Annotated in this window: 12 protein-coding genes and 1 tRNA gene; 6 read left to right on the plus strand and 7 right to left on the minus strand. The window is 70.6% G+C overall.

Translation table 11 applies throughout. The features are described 5' to 3' along the window. Window positions 1-56 precede the first annotated feature (56 nt). The 3 genes from pepN (at window position 57) to ACZ53K_RS03025 (ending at window position 6,161) form a co-directional block, all read left to right on the plus strand. A complete protein-coding gene (gene pepN, locus ACZ53K_RS03015) occupies window positions 57-2,744 on the plus strand; it encodes an aminopeptidase N (RefSeq protein ID WP_468831310.1) in 2,688 nt (895 codons plus the stop codon). Between the two features lie 421 nt (window positions 2,745-3,165). Beyond that, the gene (locus ACZ53K_RS03020; protein WP_468831313.1) at window positions 3,166-4,638 is read left to right on the plus strand and encodes a pyridoxal phosphate-dependent decarboxylase family protein; all 1,473 of its coding nucleotides are present in this window, start codon (window positions 3,166-3,168) and stop codon (window positions 4,636-4,638) included. Next, a complete protein-coding gene (locus ACZ53K_RS03025; protein WP_468831316.1) occupies window positions 4,635-6,161 on the plus strand; it encodes a lysine N(6)-hydroxylase/L-ornithine N(5)-oxygenase family protein in 1,527 nt (508 codons plus the stop codon). The genes ACZ53K_RS03020 and ACZ53K_RS03025 overlap by 4 nt, the downstream gene beginning before the upstream one ends. A gap of 113 nt (window positions 6,162-6,274) precedes the next feature. Here ACZ53K_RS03025 and ACZ53K_RS03030 read toward each other — a convergent pair whose 3' ends face one another. Then, on the minus strand, window positions 6,275-8,080 hold the full coding sequence (locus ACZ53K_RS03030) for a bifunctional metallophosphatase/5'-nucleotidase (RefSeq protein ID WP_468831319.1): 1,806 nt from the start codon (window positions 8,078-8,080) through the stop codon (window positions 6,275-6,277). 217 nt (window positions 8,081-8,297) lie between these two features. Between ACZ53K_RS03030 and ACZ53K_RS03035 the strand changes: the two genes are divergently transcribed. Further along, complete coding sequence (locus ACZ53K_RS03035) at window positions 8,298-9,008, plus strand: SIMPL domain-containing protein (protein ID WP_468831321.1); 711 nt, start codon at window positions 8,298-8,300, stop codon at window positions 9,006-9,008. A gap of 165 nt (window positions 9,009-9,173) precedes the next feature. Next, window positions 9,174-10,610, plus strand: a complete 1,437-nt coding sequence (gene pyk, locus ACZ53K_RS03040) for a pyruvate kinase (protein ID WP_468831324.1) — start codon at window positions 9,174-9,176, stop codon at window positions 10,608-10,610. A 20-nt stretch (window positions 10,611-10,630) separates the two neighbouring features. Here the strand turns inward: pyk and ACZ53K_RS03045 are convergent, their stop codons facing one another. From ACZ53K_RS03045 to ACZ53K_RS03055, 3 genes are all read right to left on the minus strand, one after another. Further along, window positions 10,631-11,404, minus strand: a complete 774-nt coding sequence (locus tag ACZ53K_RS03045) for a transcriptional regulator (protein ID WP_468831327.1) — start codon at window positions 11,402-11,404, stop codon at window positions 10,631-10,633. 23 nt (window positions 11,405-11,427) lie between these two features. Then, on the minus strand, window positions 11,428-12,210 hold the full coding sequence (locus tag ACZ53K_RS03050) for a helix-turn-helix domain-containing protein (RefSeq protein ID WP_468831330.1): 783 nt from the start codon (window positions 12,208-12,210) through the stop codon (window positions 11,428-11,430). A 107-nt stretch (window positions 12,211-12,317) separates the two neighbouring features. After that, a tRNA-Leu gene (locus ACZ53K_RS03055) sits at window positions 12,318-12,391 on the minus strand. A 97-nt stretch (window positions 12,392-12,488) separates the two neighbouring features. On the opposite strand from ACZ53K_RS03055, the gene ACZ53K_RS03060 reads away from it, so the two are divergent. After that, the gene (locus ACZ53K_RS03060; RefSeq protein WP_468831333.1) at window positions 12,489-13,157 is read left to right on the plus strand and encodes an ANTAR domain-containing response regulator; all 669 of its coding nucleotides are present in this window, start codon (window positions 12,489-12,491) and stop codon (window positions 13,155-13,157) included. Window positions 13,158-13,331: 174 nt separating this feature from the next. Here the strand turns inward: ACZ53K_RS03060 and ACZ53K_RS03065 are convergent, their stop codons facing one another. From ACZ53K_RS03065 to ACZ53K_RS03075, 3 genes are read right to left on the minus strand one after another with little or no spacing between them, the layout of a single operon-like run. Further along, window positions 13,332-14,060, minus strand: coding sequence for an ABC transporter ATP-binding protein (locus ACZ53K_RS03065; RefSeq protein ID WP_468831336.1), 729 nt, complete (start codon window positions 14,058-14,060; stop codon window positions 13,332-13,334). Continuing rightward, window positions 14,057-15,007 carry an ABC transporter ATP-binding protein gene (locus ACZ53K_RS03070; RefSeq protein WP_468831339.1) on the minus strand — a complete coding sequence of 317 codons (951 nt, stop codon included), beginning with the start codon at window positions 15,005-15,007 and terminating at the stop codon, window positions 14,057-14,059. The genes ACZ53K_RS03065 and ACZ53K_RS03070 overlap by 4 nt, the downstream gene beginning before the upstream one ends. Window positions 15,008-15,014: 7 nt before the next feature. Continuing rightward, entirely contained in the window at window positions 15,015-16,853 is a 1,839-nt protein-coding gene (locus ACZ53K_RS03075) for a branched-chain amino acid ABC transporter permease (RefSeq protein WP_468831342.1), read from the minus strand. Window positions 16,854-16,857: the final 4 nt, after the last annotated feature.

Here is a 16,857-nt window from a genome sequence, read left to right on the forward strand (position 1 = left end):
CGGAAAAATCACGGGACCAATGCGCGGTGTCAGTGCCGTACGGCAGCATGGCGCACATGCCCGCACTGACGCGCGACGAGGCGCAGACCCGAGCCCGAATCCTCGACGTCCACCGCTACACCATCGACCTCGACCTCACCCACGGACCCGACCACTTCGTGTCCCGCACGGCCGTCCGCTTCAGTGCGCGCACCCCGGGCGACACCTTCATCGAGGTCAAGGCGCAGGAGCTGCGCTCCGCCACCCTCGACGGCCGCCCCCTCGACCCGGCCACCCTCGACGGCAACCGCCTGCCGCTGACCGGCCTCGCCGAAGGCGACCACGAACTGCGCCTCGAAGCCGCCATGTCCTACTCCCGCACCGGCGAGGGCATGCACCGCTTCACCGACCCCGCCGACGGCGAGACCTACGTCTACACCCAGCTGTTCCTGGACGACGCCCAGCGCATCTTCGCCGCCTTCGACCAGCCCGACCTCAAGGCCGTCTTCGAACTGACCGTCACCGCGCCCGCCGGCTGGACCGTCCTGGGCAACGGCACCGCCACCCGCCAGGACGGCGAGGCGAACCACTGGACCCTCGCCGCCACCCCGCCCATCAGCACCTACCTCGTCGCCGTCGCCGCCGGCCCCTGGCACACCGTCCGCACCGAACACGCCGGACTGCCCTTCGGCATCCACTGCCGCCGCTCCCTGGCCCCCCACCTGAGCGCGGACGCCGAAGAGATCTTCGACATCACCCGCCGCTGCTACGACCGCTTCCACGCCCTGTTCGACGAGCCCTACCCCTTCGACTCCTACGACCAGGCCTTCGTCCCCGAATTCAACGCGGGCGCCATGGAGAACCCCGGCCTGGTCACCTTCCGCGAGGAGTTCGTCTTCCGCTCCGCCGTCACCGACACCGAGCGTCAGACCCGCGGCGTGGTCATCGCCCACGAAATGGCCCATATGTGGTTCGGCGACCTGGTCACCCTCCAGTGGTGGGACGACATCTGGCTCAACGAGTCCTTCGCCGAGTACATGGGCTATCAGGTGCTGTCCGAAGCCACCCGCTTCACCGACACCTGGACCGACTTCGGCATCGCCCGCAAGGGCTGGGGCTCCGACGCCGACCAGCGCCCCTCCACCCACCCCGTCGCCCCCGCCCCCGAGGACGTGCCCGACACCGCCTCCGCCCTCCTCAACTTCGACGGCATCTCCTACGCCAAGGGCGCCTCCGCCCTGCGCCAGCTCGTCGCCTGGATGGGCGAGAAGGACTTCCTCGCCGGCGTCAACGACCACATCACCCGCCACCGCTTCGGCAACGCCACCCTCGCCGACTTCGTCGAGTCCCTCGCCCAGGCCACCGACCGGGACGTACACGCCTGGGCCGAGAGCTGGCTGCGCACCACCGGCGTCGACACCCTCACCCCCGTCGTCGGCACCGCACCCGACGGCGGCTGGTCCCTGCGCGTCGACCGGGCCGGCAGCCGCCCGCACCACCTCACCGCCGGACTGTACGACCGCGACCCCACCGACCCCACCCGCCTCGTCGCCCGCGACCACCTCGCCTGGGACATCCCCGCGGCGGAACCCCAGGAGGACGCCACCGCACCGGCTTACGGCGCGCCGGGCACCGCACCGGTCGCCGGCCCCGCTCCGGTCGCCGGTCCGGCACCGGTCGCCGGCCCCGCTCCCGCCACCGGTCCCGCTCCGGTCACCGGCACCCCGCACACCGGCGCGCGGAGCGCCGTGCTGCAGCGCCGCCACACCGCACCGGGCGCCCGTCCCGCCCTGATCCTCCTCAACGACGGCGACCTCACCTACACCAAGATCCGCCTCGACCCCATCTCCTGGGACACCGTCCGCGAAGCCCTTTCCGGCCTGCCCGGCCCCCTCACCCGCGCCGTCGTGTGGAACGCCGCCCGCGACATGGTCCGCGACGGCGCACTGCAGCCCGCCGCGTACCTGGAGACCGTCCGCGCCCACCTCCCGTACGAAACCGACATCGCCATCGTCTCCGGCGCCCTCGCCTTCGCCCGCGGCCAGATCGCCGACCGCTACCTCCCCGCCGCCGACCGGCCCGCCGCCCTGAACACCCTCAGCACGGTCGCCCGCGACATCCTGCGCCGCACCGAAGGCTCCGAGAACGGCGACGGCCAAGGACTGCGCCTGGCCGCCGTCCGCACCTTCATCGACAGCGCCACCACCCCCGACGGCATACAGGACTGGCTTTCCGGCGGCAGCGTCCCCGGCGGCCCCACCCTCGACCCGGAGCTGCGCTGGCGCATCCTCGGCCGGCTCGCCGTCCTCGGCGCCACCACCCCCGCCGCCATCGAGGACGAACTGGCCCGCGACCCCAGCGCCACCGGCCGCCAGGGCGCCGCCACCTGCCACGCCGCCCTGCCCGACCCGGCCGCCAAACAGGCCGCCTGGGACGCCCTGTTCACCACCGACGAGCACACCGACCTGTCCAACTACCTCTTCAACGCCACCGCCGCCGGCTTCTGGGCCCCCGAACAGCTCGACCTGGTGCGCCCGTACGTCGGCCGTTACTTCCCCGCCGCGGCGGCCCTCGGAGCCCGGCGCGGCCCGGCCCTCGCCGACTCCGTCGGCCGCTTCGCCTTCCCCACGCCGTTCGTCGACACCGTCACCCTCGAACTGGGCGAGGAGTGCCTGCGCACCGCCGGCCTGGTCCCGGCCCTGCGTCGCAAGCTGGTTGACCAGCTGGACGACCTGAGGAGGGCCTTGCGGGTACGGGGCGTGTAGCGGAGTGCGGGAGCGCCGGGCCAGACGGGGCGTCCGGCCCGGCAGGGGCGGCCGCCCCGTCCGCCGGGCCAGGCGGGGCGCCAGGCCCGGCTTGCCGGAGGGGAGAGGCGGGCTGAGCGGGGGAGAGGCCGACCTATCGGAAGGAGACGGGCCAAGCGGTAGAGCGGCTACGGCGTGCCCCTGCGCGGAAAGGATTCGGCACGCACCCGCCGACCCCGCCCCCGGAACCAGCCCGCCCCCCGGCCCCCGGTGGGCAGCCCGTACAGGCCGTACGGACTGCATAGCAGGCAATGTGATCACCGCCGCCCCACCCGGCACTTCGGTACCCCTTTCGGGTTGAGCTCGCCCAGCTCGGCAGGTACGCCACCCGGCCCCGGCCAGTCTGTGGTGTGCCCGCTGTCGCGCACCCGAAGGACCGCCCATGAACACCCCGCCCCTCGCCGGCGGAGCCGCAGGCCCCGACGCCCTGCGCCCCCTCCTCGGCACCGTCCTCGACGCGCTGCGCGACGGCGCGGAAGCCCGGGGCGGGCCGCTGCCCGCCGGCGGCCCCGGCCGCGTCGCCGCGCGGCTGCGGGAGGCCACCGGACCGGTCCTCCCCGAGACCGGCCGCGGGGCCCACGAAGCGCTGCGCGCCCTGGTCCAGGCCCTGGCCGAAGGCGCCGCCGACCCCGCCGACCCGCACTGCGCGGCCCACCTGCACTGCCCGCCGCTGGCCCTCGCCGCCGCGGCCGACCTGGCCGCCGCCGCCCTCAACCCGTCCATGGACTCCTGGGACCAGGCCCCCGCCGCCTCCGCCCTCGAAGCCCGCACCGCCCGCGAACTCGCGGCGCTCGTCTACCCGCACGGGCCCGACGGCGCCTCCCGGCCGTACGCACCCGACGCCCCCGCGGCCCCCGTACGCGCGCACGAGGACGACCGGCCCGACGCCCTCGTCACCACCGGCGGCACCGAGTCCAACCAACTCGGCCTCCTCCTCGCCCGCGAGCACGCCCGCGCCCGCCACACCGAGCCCCTGCGCGTCGTCTGCGGCGCCAACGCCCACCACAGCATCCACCGCGCCGCCTGGCTCCTCGGCCTCCCCGAACCCCTCACCCTCCCCACCCCCGACGGCACCCTCGACCCCCACACCCTCCACACCGCCCTCACCGGCCTCTGTCACCCCGGCACCTCCGGCCCTCCCGTCCTCATCTGCGCCACCGCGGGCACCACCGACACCGGCGCCATCGACCCGCTGCCCGCCCTCGCCGACCTCACCCGCACCCACGGCGCCCGCCTCCACGTCGACGCCGCATACGGCGGCCCCCTCCTCCTCAGCACCACCCACCGCCCCCTCCTCGACGGCCTGCATCACGCCCACACCGTCACCCTCGACCTGCACAAACTCGGCTGGCAACCGGTCGCCGCCGGCCTCCTCGCCGTCCCCCGCACCACCGACCTCACCCCTCTCACCCACCGCGCCGCCTACCTCAACGCCGACGACGACACCGAAGCCGGCCTCCCCGACCTCCTCGGCCGCTCCCTGCGCACCACCCGCCGCCCCGACATCCTCAAGATGGCCGTCACCCTCCAGGCCCTCGGCCGCACCGGCTTCGCCGACCTCATCGACCGCACCCTCGCCGCCGCCCGCACCCTCGCCGACCTCATTGACCACCACCCCGCGTACGAACTCCACTCCCGCCCCACCCTCAGTACCGTCCTCTTCCGCCCCACCGGCGCCGACGACACCACCGTCGCCACCATCCGCCGCCGCCTCCTGCACCACGGCCGCGCCGTCCTCGGCCGCGCCGCCACCCCCACCGGCCTCTGGCTCAAGGCCACCCTCCTCAACCCCCACACCACCACCGACAACCTCGCCGCACTGCTGAAACTCGTGGAAGGCCACACCCCCCGATGAGCACCACCCCCCACCCCGACGCCGTCACCCTCCAACTGCCGTCCCCGGACCCCGGACGCCCCGGCCCCACCTGCTTCCGCACCGCCGGCACCCGGCCCCCCGACCCCGAACCCACCCCCACCCGGCCCTCCACCGAGCCCGACGAACCACTGGACCTCGCCGGCATCGGCATCGGCCCCTTCAACCTCTCCCTCGCCGCCCTCGCCCAGCCCCTCACCCACCTGCGCACCGCCTTCTACGACCAGCGCCCCGCCTTCCACTGGCATCCCGGCCTCCTCATCGAGGACGCCACCCTCCAAGTCCCCTTCCTCGCCGACCTCGTCACCCTCGCCGACCCCGCCAGCCACTGGAGCTTCCTGAACTACCTCAAATACCGGGAACGCCTCTTCCCCTTCTACTTCGCCGAACGCTTCCACATCCACCGTGCCGAATACGACGCCTACTGCCGCTGGGTCAGCGAAAACCTCCCCGGCCTGCACTTCCGCCACCAGGTCGACGCCGTCCGCTGGAACAACGACCGCGCCGCCTTCGAAGTCGACTACACCCAGCTCGGTGAGGACGGCGAAGCCGAAGCCCTCGGCCGCACCCACGCCCGCAACCTCGCCCTCGGCGTCGGCACCGTCCCCCACGTACCCGACCCCCTCAAACCCCTCGTCGACGCCCCCACCGTCCCCGTCCTGCACGCCGCCGACTACCTCGCCCACCGCGAACGCCTGCTGACCGCCGAACACATCACCGTCATCGGCGCCGGCCAGTCCGGCGCCGAAGTCTTCCTCGACCTGCTACGCGCCCGCCCCACCGGCCGCGAAGGCCTCCACTGGCTCGCCCGCACCGCCGCCTTCGCCCCCATGGAATACAGCAAACTCGGCCTCGAACACTTCACCCCCGACTACACCCGCTACTTCCACGCCCTCCCCGAACCCGTACGCGACGAACTCCTCCCCGGCCAGTGGCAGCTCCACAAAGGCATCGACCACGCCACCCTCGCCGCCATCCACGACGAGCTCTACCGCCGCACCCTGCACGGCGGCTGGCCGGACGCCACCCTCACCCCGGGCGTCACCGTCCGCACCGCGGGCCGCGTCGGCACCACCAAGGTCGAACTCCACCTCGACCACCCCCACCAGGGCGCCCGCTCCCGCCTGACCACCGACGCCGTCGTCCTCGCCACCGGCTACCGCGAAGGCCGCACCGACACCCTGCTCGCCGCCCTCGACCCCTACATGCGCCGCGACGCCGCCGGACGCCCCCGCATCGACGCCGACCAGCGCCTCCTCCTCGACCCCTGCGTCACCGGCTCCGTCTACGTACAGAACGCCGAACACCACACCCACGGCGTCGGCACCCCCGACCTCGGCCTCTCCGCCTGGCGCAGCGCCACCATCCTCAACTCCCTCACCGACAGCACCACCTACCCTCTCCCCACACGCACCGCCTTCACCACCTTCGGCCTGCGCCCCTCCCCGCCCCGCACCCTCACCGACATCCCCCGCCCCAACTCCACCCTCATCGAAAACCCCTGAACCGCACGGCCCAGGCTCCGCCCCTACGGACACCTGGGCCGCCGCGCACCACGCGGGACCGGATCACCGTGCCCGTATCAGGCACCGTGCCGGCATCAGACCCCGCGCCGGAATCAGAACACCGGCACCCCGTCCCGGGTCAGCCGCCAGTCCACGGACGCGAACGCCGCCCCGTCGATCTCCCCGGTCTCCTCCACCCAGCCGATGATCACATTCCGGATCTCCTCCGACGTCGACCACACCTGCGGCGCCTTCGCCACATGCGGGAAGTTGCCGCCGCCGCTCGCCCGGTAGTTGTTCACCGCCAGCACGAACCGCGCGTCGTCCGCCACCGGCTTCCCCTCGAACGACAGCTTCCCGATCCGCCGCCCCGGCTCCTTCGCGATGTCGATCTCGTACGACACCCCGCTCACCGCGTCGTAGTTGTAATCCGGAATGCCGTCCGCATTCGTCAGCTTCGCCGGATCGACCGGACCACCCGCCGGCGTCCGCACGTAATACCGCGCGGAGAACTCCAGATACTCCCGCAACTGCTTCCCGGTCAGAATCCGCGCCTCCAGCGTATTGTCGAACGGATACAGCGCCGCCATCGACCGGATCGTCACCGCACCCGCCGGAACCACCGCCGAACGCGAGAAACACGAAGCCTGCGACAGCACCGGCAGCTTCGCGTGCTCCCCACCCGCCAGCGCCTTCCGCACCGCCTCCGCCTGGACGAACGCGATGAAATCCAGCACCGGCGTGTCCTTGTACGGAGCCTCCGCCGCGGTCATCTCCGCCTTCGACCGCCCGATGACCTGATTGACGTACGCCACCACCTTCCGCTGCTCGGCACGCAGCAGCCGGGTGATCCGCGCATCCTCCGGAACCGTGTTGGAATTCAGCACCTTCGCCGACACCGACTCCACCGACCACCGCCCCCGCGACCGCACCAGTTCGACATCGAAGAGCGTCAGCCGCTGCCCCCATTTCAACGGCTCCGACAACACCACCTCACGACCGGTCTCGCGATTCACCACGCGCCGCTCCGGCACCTCCACATGCGCGTGCCCCACCAGAATCGCGTCGATCCCCGGCACCCGCTCCGCCACCAGCGCCGCCGCGTTCTCCACATGCGGCAGCTGATCCCCGTACGACGACGTACCGCTCGTCCCCGAATGCGCCGACACGATCACCACGTCCGCACCCATCGACCGCAGCTTCGGCACCCACTTCGCGGCCTGCTCCTCCAGCCCCGGAAACGCCAGCTTCCCCTGCACATGCGCCTTGTCCCAGATCGCGACACCGGGATTCGTCAGCCCCAGCACCGCCACCGTCACCTGACCACCGCACGGCGTACACAACCGCTTCATCCAGTACGGCGGAAACGCCGGCCGCAGCGACTTCGCGTCCACCGCGTTCGCCCCCAGCAGCGGGAAGTCACAGCTCTCCTCGAACTTCCGCAGCACCGCCAGCCCGTAATTGAACTCATGATTACCGAGCGCCGCCGCGTCATAGCCGATGGCGTTCATCGCCTTCGCCATCGGATGCACCGGACCGTTCGGACCGGTGATCGGATCGACCTTCGCGTAGTAATACGCCAGCTGCGTACCCTGGATCGTGTCGCCCGCGTCGATCAGCAGCGTATTGCGCGCGCCCTTCTCCTCCCGGACCCGCCGCACCAACGTGGAAATCTTCGCCAGCCCCACATCGTTGTGGTCCTTGTCGTCGAATTCCGCGTCGGCGGCGTAATCCCAGTTGAAGACGTTGCCGTGCAGATCCGTGGTCCCCATGACCGTGAAGGCGTAACGCCGTGCGGGCCGCCTCCCGCCACCGGGCACCGGCGCGGCCGCCGCCGGCGGCGCCGCCGTACCGATGAGCGCGGCCCCCGCGCCCGTGGCGACCGAACTCCCCAGGAACTTCCTACGGCCGAGCGGCATGTACATCTCCTTCGACGAAACACGGCGGCGGACCGCGGCGACGGCAACTCAACCGGCGCCCACCGCGACACTCCGGCCACCGCGACACACATGGACAACGCGCGTAGATTCTGGCCCAGCAACCCCACCCGGAACAGCCCTTACAGGTTGCGATCAGATGACCGCTCCGCCCGGCCACTCCCTGACAAACACCCGGTCCCGTGCCAGGCTGCCCCCCATGACCGACCCCGACACCCGGCCCGCCGCCCTCCCGTACGGCACCCCCGACGCACCCCGCCTCGCCGTCCGCGGCGAAGCCCGTATCGAGGCCGACCCCGAGATCGCCCGCATCGACATCACCGTCCAGGCCCGCGGCACCGACCGCACCACCACCCTCAAGGACCTCACCCACCGCAACGACCAGGTCCTCACCCTCGTCAAGAGCTACGGCGACGCCGTCGAAAAACTCGACACCGGCGCCTTCTCCGTCACCCCCGAAATCACCGCCAAAGGCCGCCACGAACGCGTACGCGCCTACCACGGACGCGTCCGCGTCACCGCCACCCTCGCCGACTTCACCGCCCTCGGCGAACTCACCACCCGCCTCGCCGACCTCGGCCTCACCCGCGTCGACGGCCCCTGGTGGGCCCTGCGCCCCGACTCGCCCGCACACCGCGAAGCCCGCCGGCAAGCCGTCCACGAAGCCGTCCAGCGCGCCCGCGAATACGCCGAAGCCCTCGGCGCCCGCCTCGACGCGGTCCTCGAACTCGCCGACACCGGCGCCGACGACGCCACGCCGATGCCGGCGCCCGGCGGCATGTTCCGCTCCGTCGCCTACGGAGGCGCGGCCCCGGCCGAAAGCGCCCCCGCCCTCGACCTCGAACCCGCACGCCAAGAGGTGTACGCACAGATCAACGCCCGCTTCACCATGACCCGCCCCACCCTCTGACCCACGCGCCTCAGGTTTCCCCGTGGTCCCGGCTGCCCCGCTTATCCGCTCATAGGAGCACCAGCCCGCGCATTCAACTACTTGTCAAGAGCCTTTCACGCAAAGGCCGTTGGGCAGTCACTTCCCCACAGTTCCCTACCTATGAGTAGGTCGTAGGGTCGGACCATGCGCCGAGCAAAGATCGTCTGCACACTGGGACCCGCCACCGACTCGTACGAGCAGATCAAGGCACTCGTCGAAGCCGGAATGGACGTGGCCCGCTTCAACCTCAGCCACGGCACCTACGCCGACCACGAGGCGCGGTACGAGCGGGTACGCAAAGCATCCGAGGAGACCGGCCGCAGCGTCGGCGTCCTCGCCGATCTTCAAGGTCCGAAGATCCGACTCGGCCGATTCCGCGAGGGGCCCGTACTTCTCGAACGCGAGGACGACTTCACCATCACCGTCCGCCCCGGCGTCGAAGGCGACCGCCACCGCTGCGGCACCACCTACGAAGGCCTCGCCGACGACGTCACCCCCGGCGAACGCATCCTCGTCGACGACGGCAAGGTCACCCTCCAGGTCACCGGCGTCCGCGGCACCGAGGTCCACACCAAGGTCGTCGAAGGCGGCATGGTCTCCGACCACAAGGGCCTCAACCTCCCCGGAGTCGCCGTCTCCGTCCCCGCCCTCTCCGAGAAGGACCGCGAAGACCTGCGCTGGGCCCTGCGCATCGGCGCCGACGTCATCGCCCTGTCCTTCGTCCGCAGCGGCGACGACATCGACGACGTGCACCGCATCATGCGTCAGGAGAACTGCTTCCGGCCCGTCATCGCCAAGGTCGAAAAACCCCAGGCGGTCGACGCGATCGACGACATCGTCGCCGCCTTCGATGGCATCATGGTCGCGCGCGGCGACCTCGGCGTCGAAATGCCACTGGAAACGGTCCCGATCGTCCAGAAGCGCGCCATCAAACTCGCCAAGCGCAATGCGAAACCGGTCATCGTCGCCACCCAGATGCTCGACTCCATGATCGAGAACTCCCGGCCCACCCGCGCCGAAGCCTCCGACGTCGCCAACGCCGTCATCGACGGCACCGACGCGGTGATGCTCTCCGGCGAGACCAGCGTCGGAAAGTACGCCACCGAAACCGTACGCACCATGGCCCGCATCGTCGCCGCCGCCGAGGAGGACATCCTCACCAAGGGCCTGCCCCCGCTCACCGGCCGCAGCAAACCCCGCACCCAGGGCGGCGCCGTCGCCCGCGCCGCCGCCGAAATGGGCGACTTCCTCGGCGCCAAGTTCCTCGTCGCCTTCACCCAGTCCGGCGACACCGTCCGCCGCCTGTCCCGCTACCGCTCACCCATCCCCCTCCTCGCCTTCACCCCCGAACCGGCCACCCGCTCCCAGCTCAACCTCACCTGGGGCGTCGAAACCTTCCTCGGCCCCAAGGTCGACTCCACCGACGAAATGGTCGCCCAGGTCGACGAAGAACTCCTCCGCATCGGCCGCTGCGAACGCGGCGACGTCGTCATCATCACCGCCGGCTCCCCACCCGGCGTCGCCGGCTCCACCAACCTCGTGCGCGTCCATCACATCGGCGAGGACGACTCCCCGAAGTAGCCCCTGTATGCGGATGTGACTCAGTACTTGGGTCCGATATACACATCCATGAGCGCCACGGAAGCACGCCGGGCCACGGAAACGTTCTGCGCGCGGCGGCTGTGGCTGGATTGCCGCCAGGCCACACCCACCGCGTCCAGCGTGCCCGTACAGAGCCGGACGATATCGGCGGACGTATTGGTGAAGAAGTACCGCGGATACTCGTAGCGCTTACGCACACCGCCCACGAGCCGGGTTGCCCAATTGGTGATCCGGCAGCCGTCGGAGTGGAACAGTCCGCGGAGAAAGGCCCACGGGTGGGCATCGACGATCTCCCGCTGCCAGGCCTCCAGAGCGATCTGGCGTTCGTGCTTCTTCCCGGGCCCGTGCTGCGGGAAAAGGCAGGGCCAATGCCTGCCGTAACTGGACACCATGACACAGCCCTGCTTGCGCACCAGACAGACGCTGTTGCCAACTCCCGCACGCAGTACGGCCGTACGGCAAGCATCAATAAGCCCCGGCCACGCGTCCGCACACGCGATCCGCAGCACGAAGCCCCCGCCCGGCTGCCGACTGATGCAACCGTCACCCAGGTAGAGCCCGAGCAGATAGGCATACGCGTCGGCGTCAGCAATCACCCACGGCTCGCCCGCGCACCGCGCGCACTCCGCCGACGGGCGGAAGAGCGGTTCCAGCCTGACCCGCCATGCGCGGATCGCGGCCCGCGATATCCCGGTCTCCTTGCTCACGGAGTTGAGACTGCGACCTTGGGCCAGGAGGGCGAGGGCGCGTTTGCGGGTGGCGATGTCATACACGGCCGGGCTCCACCTTCGAGGGATCAGTACTTCGGGCCGATGTGGGTGTCCATGAGGGCCACGGAGGTTCGTTTGGCCACGGAGATGTTGAATGGTTCGCTGCCGCGCGCGAGCGTCGTCCACGCGACGCCGACCTCGGTGAGGGTGTCTGAATAGAGCTTGCGGATGTCGTCGGATTTGTTGGCGAACAGGTAGCGAGGATATTCGTAGCGTTTTTTCTGACCGCCGACCGTGCGGGTGGTCCAGTTCGTGATGCGGCAGCCGTCGGAGTGGACCAGCCCTCGGATGAACGGCCACGGATGGGTGGCCAGGACGCGTCGCTGCCACGGCTCCAGGGCGATCGGCCGTTCATGCTTCTTGCCGACACCGTGTTGAGGGAACAGGCACCAGAGGTGCTTGGAGTACACCTTCACGTTGTGGCAGCCGGTCCGGCGTACGCGGCATACGGAATTGTCCGGGAAGACCGCACGCATCGCGGCTTCACACTCGTCCATCAGACCCGGCCAGGCGTCATCACACGCGATCATGAGGCTTGGCACCCGGTGCTGAGAGCATTGGATGATGTGGCCGTCGCCCAGGTACAGGGCCAGTAAATAGGAGTAGGCGACGTCGTCGAGAGGGCGCCCGTCGCATCGTGGGCACGACGAATGGTGCGCACCGGGGCATTCGCCGCGTTTGGCGCGGTCCATATGGCGCCAGTAACTGATGGTGCCGAGGGGGATGCTCAGGACGCGCGCGACATCAGCGTTCCTGGATCCGGACCGTAGGAGGGTGAGAGCCCGCTCGCGGGTTTCGGTGTCGTACATGAGCCGAGCGTGGCTGGAAGTGCGTCGACGCGGACTCGTTCGAGAGTATGTTCACCGAAGTGAGTGAAGATCTCGATTCTATGGGGACCTTCGAATCGAAGGTAAAGTGCCCCGGGTGGGACTCGAACCCACACTGAATACCTTTTGAGGGTATCGTCTCTGCCGATTGGACTACCGGAGCCCCTGCGTTTGGAAGGTTACCGTATCCCCTCCGTGCCTCAAAGATACAGGAGCTAGGTAGGCTCATGGGGCACCACCTGCCTGGAACGAGGAGACCCGTGAGCGCCGCCGAGCCCGAGCAGCCCGTCGCCGACGACGACCAGTCGCATGTCCCGCCGCAGACGACCCGTGTGGTCATTGCCGAGGACGAGGCCCTCATCCGTCTCGATCTCAAAGAGATGCTGGAGGAGGAGGGCTACACCGTCGTCGGTGAGGCCGGGGACGGCGAGAAAGCCGTGGAGCTGGCCCGGGAGCACCGGCCGGACCTGGTGATCCTGGACGTGAAGATGCCGATCCTGGACGGGATCTCCGCCGCGGAGAAGATCGCGGAGGAGAGCATCGCCCCGGTCCTGATGCTCACCGCGTTCTCGCAGCGCGAGCTCGTGGAGCGGGCGCGGGACGCCGGGGCCATGGCGTACCTGGTCAAGCCGTTCAGCAAGAGCGACGTGGTGCCGGCGATCGAGATGGCCGTGAGCCGTTTCACGGAGCTGAAGACGTTGGAGCAGGAGGTCGCCGACCTCACCCAGCGGCTGGAGACCCGCAAGCTCGTGGACCGGGCGAAGAGCATTCTGCAGACCCAGTACGGGCTGACCGAGCCCGCTGCCTTCCGCTGGATCCAGAAGACGTCGATGGACCGCCGGCTGTCCATGCAGCAGGTCGCCGAGGCCGTCATCGAGGACGCCGAGGAGAAGAAGCAGCAGCAGAAGGACAAGAAGGCCGAAGGGTAAGGAAGACGGGTAGGGGCAGGGTGGGGCGCGATCGGCTGGGGCCGAGGGGCGTGTAGGGGAGCGGGCTTTGCCGTTCCGGTCCGCTGCGGTCTGCCTCGGTCTGGGCTGCCCGGCGCCCTGGCGGCCCGGGGCACCGTCCGCTCCGGTCCCCTCGGCTTCCCCCCCCGCCCCCGGTCAGTCCTCGCCCAAGTACGCCTTCCGGACGGACTCGTCGTGCAGGAGTTGCCGGCCGGTGCCGGACAGGACGACGGTGCCGGTTTCCATGACGTGGCCGTGGTCGGCGAGGGAGAGGGCGGCCTGGGCGTTCTGTTCGACCAGGAGGATGGTGGTGCCCTGGGTGCGCAGTTCGCGGATGGTGTCCATGATCTTCTGCATCATGATGGGGGACAGACCCATGGAGGGCTCGTCCAGCATGAGGAGTTTGGGGCGGGACATCAGGGCGCGGCCCATGGCGAGCATCTGCTGTTCGCCGCCGGAGAGGGTGCCGGAGGCCTGGCGGCTGCGTTCGCCGAGGATGGGGAAGAGGTCGTAGACGCGCCGGATGTCGGATTCGATGGCGGCCGGGTCCTTGCGCAGGAACGCGCCGAGTTTGAGGTTTTCGGCGATGGTGAGGCGGGGGAAGAGGCGGCGGCCTTCGGGGGAGTGGGCGAGGCCGCGTTCGACGATTTTGTGGGCGGGGACGCCGGTGAGCGGCAGGCCGTCGAAGGTGATCTTTCCGGCGAGGGGTTTGAGGAGGCCGGAGAGGGTGCGCAGGGTGGTGGTCTTGCCGGCGCCGTTGGTGCCGATGAGGGTGACGACCTGGCCGGCTTCGACGGTGAAGGAGATGCCCTTGACGGCTTCGATCTTGCCGTAGGCGACGCGCAGGTCCTCGACCTGGAGGAGGGGGGAGGAGGGCGCGGTCATCGGGGGTCTCCTTCCGGGGTGGAGTGCCCGGGCGCGGAGTCCTCCGGCGGGTCCTCGGGTGGGGTGCCGTTCCGGGCGGAGGGGCCGTGGACGGCGGCTCGGGCCTGTTCCTCCGCGGCCCGTACCTCGGCGGCTTCTTCGGCGCCGGGTGCGTCTTCGAAGGGCGTACCGAGGTAGGCGGCGATGACGCGTTCGTCGGCCTGGACGACTTCGGAGGTGCCTTCGACGAGTTTTTCGCCCTGGACGAGGACGGCGACGCGGTCGCAGAGGTTGAAGATGAAGCGCATGTCGTGCTCGATCACGAGGACGGCGGTGCCCTGGTCGCGGATGGCGAGGACGAGGTCCCGAGTGGCGCGGGTTTCCTGGGGGTTCATGCCGGCGGTGGGTTCGTCGAGGAGGAGCAGGCCGGGGTCGCTGGCGAGGGCGCGGGCGATTTCCAGCTTGCGTTGTTCGCCGTAGGGCAGGTTGCGGGCGAGGTGGTCGCGTTTGGCGGCGAGGCCGGTGAACTCCAGGAGTTCCATGGCGCGTTGTTCGGAGGAGCGTTCGGCCTTGTGGAAGCCGGGGCCGCGCAGGAGGGCGGACCAGAGACCTTCTTTGGTGCGGGTGTGGCGGCCGACGAGGGTGTTTTCCAGGACGGTCATGTTGGCGAAGAGGCGGATGTTCTGGAAGGTGCGGGCGACACCGGCCTTGGTGACGAGGTGGGGTTTGCGGGAGAGGCGGCTGCCTCGGTAGCTGACGGTGCCTTCGGTGGGGACGTAGAGGCCGGTGAGGCAGTTGAAGAAGGTGGTTTTTCCGGCGCCGTTGGGGCCGATGAGGCCGACGATTTCGCCGGCCCGGACGGTGAGGTCGACGTCGTGTACGGCGGTGAGGCCGCCGAAGCGCATGGTGACGCCGGCGGCTTCGAGGACGGTGTCGGTGGTGCCGGTGGATGCCGTGGGTGTGGTCATGGTCGCGTCACGCCTTCGCCTGGGAGCCGCCGAGGGCCTGGTCCCCGTCGGCCAGGCGCGTATCGGGTACGTCGAGCTGGCCGGTCTCGTGGAATTCGAGCTGTTTCCTGCGGTCGGGGATCAGGCCCTCGGGGCGGAAGCGCATGAGCAGGACGAGGGCGAGGCCGAACAGGAACAGCTGGTAGTCCTGGAGGAAGTCCAGTTTGGCGGGGATGAGGTAGAGCAGTGCGGCGCCGACGAGGGGGCCGCTGAGGGTGCCCATGCCGCCGAGGATGACGGCGGCGAGGAGGAAGGCGGAGTTGGGCGGGGTGGGGCCGGCGAACTGGAACTGTTCGGGGGTGACGGTGGTGACGACGTGGGCGTGCACGGTGCCGGCGAGTCCGGCGAGGGCGGCGCCGAGGGCGAAGGCGAGCAGGCGCAGCCGGAAGCTGTTGACGCCCATGGCGACGGCGGCGGTCTCGTCCTCGCGGATGGCGATCCAGGCGCGGCCGATGCGGGAGGCGGCGGCGCGGCGGAAGACCAGGACGACGAAGGCGGTGACGAGGATCATCAGGAGGTAGTAGTTGCCGTAGGTGGCGATGGTGACGCCGAGGATGTCGTGGGACTCGCCGAAGTTGAAGCCGAGGATTTCCAGGTTGGGGATGTTGGGGATGCCCATGGCGCCGTTGGTGACGTCGGGGCCTGTGGTGCCGTTGAGGTTGAGCATGGCGATACGGAAGATCTCGCCGAAGCCGAGGGTGACGATGGCGAGGTAGTCGCCGCGCAGGCGCAGGGTGGGGGCGCCGATCAGGACGCCGAAGGCGAGGGAGGCGGCGGCGCCGGTCAGCAGGGCGGCCCAGAACGGGAAGTGCACGCCGAGGGCGGATTCGGGGCTGCCGGAGACCAGGGCGGCCGCGTAGGCGCCGACGCCGAGGAAGGCCACGTATCCGAGGTCGAGGAGTCCGGCGAGGCCGACGACGACGTTCAGGCCGAGGGCGACGGTGGCGAAGATGAGGATGTTGGCGCCGATGATCGTGTACTGGTCGGTGTCCTGGGTGAACGGGAAGGCCGCGGCGGCCACGAAGGCGGCGGCGAGCGAGACGCCGCGGTGCCGGGCGGTGATCGTGGTGAGGCGGCCGGTCAGTCCGGCGCGGTGCAGGGCGGGGACGCCGAGCGCGACGAAGATCAGGTAGCCGACGAAGGGCGGGCCGTCCTCCGCGTCGATGCCGTACGTGAAGACGTAGAGCGCGCCGCCGAAGGCCGCGGCGATGATCAGGATCTCGCCCCAGGAGGGCAGCGGGCGGGCGGGTTTGCGTGGCGGTACGGAGGCCAGGGCGCCGGTGAAGCGGTGCCAGGCGCCGGGTGCCGGGGCGTCCTCCCGGCCCGCCGGGACGGCGCGGTCGGCGGGCAGGCCGAGGGCGCCGAGGAGGGTGGCGAGGGCGGCGGCGCCCGCGATGAAGCCGCCGGCTTCGAGGTTGACCAGGCCGCCGAGGTGGACGGCGATGGCGCCGAGGGTGAACCAGGTGGCGGCGAGGGTGGCGATGGCCGCGAACAGGACGGGGGCGTTGCGGCCGGCCGGGGTGAGCCAGCCGAGGCCGCGGACGTCGAGGCCGGCGAGGGTGAACAGGAGGGTGAGGAGGCCGCCGGCGAGGGTGATCAGTTGCAGGCCGGCGGGGGAGCCGTAGTAGGTGAGGTCGCCGGGGAAGTCGCTGCTCCAGGTCCAGGAGAGGGCGGTGGAGGCGGCGGTGGCGAGGGCGGCGGCCGCGGTGGTGAGGCGGGCGCCGCGTTCGGGGAGGGGGAGGACGCCGGGGTGGTGGTGTGCGGCGGTCGTCTTCCCGTTGCCGCCGTTGGCGGGTGTGGTGGTCATCGCT

This window comes from Streptomyces sp. NPDC033221 (assembly GCF_055577005.1).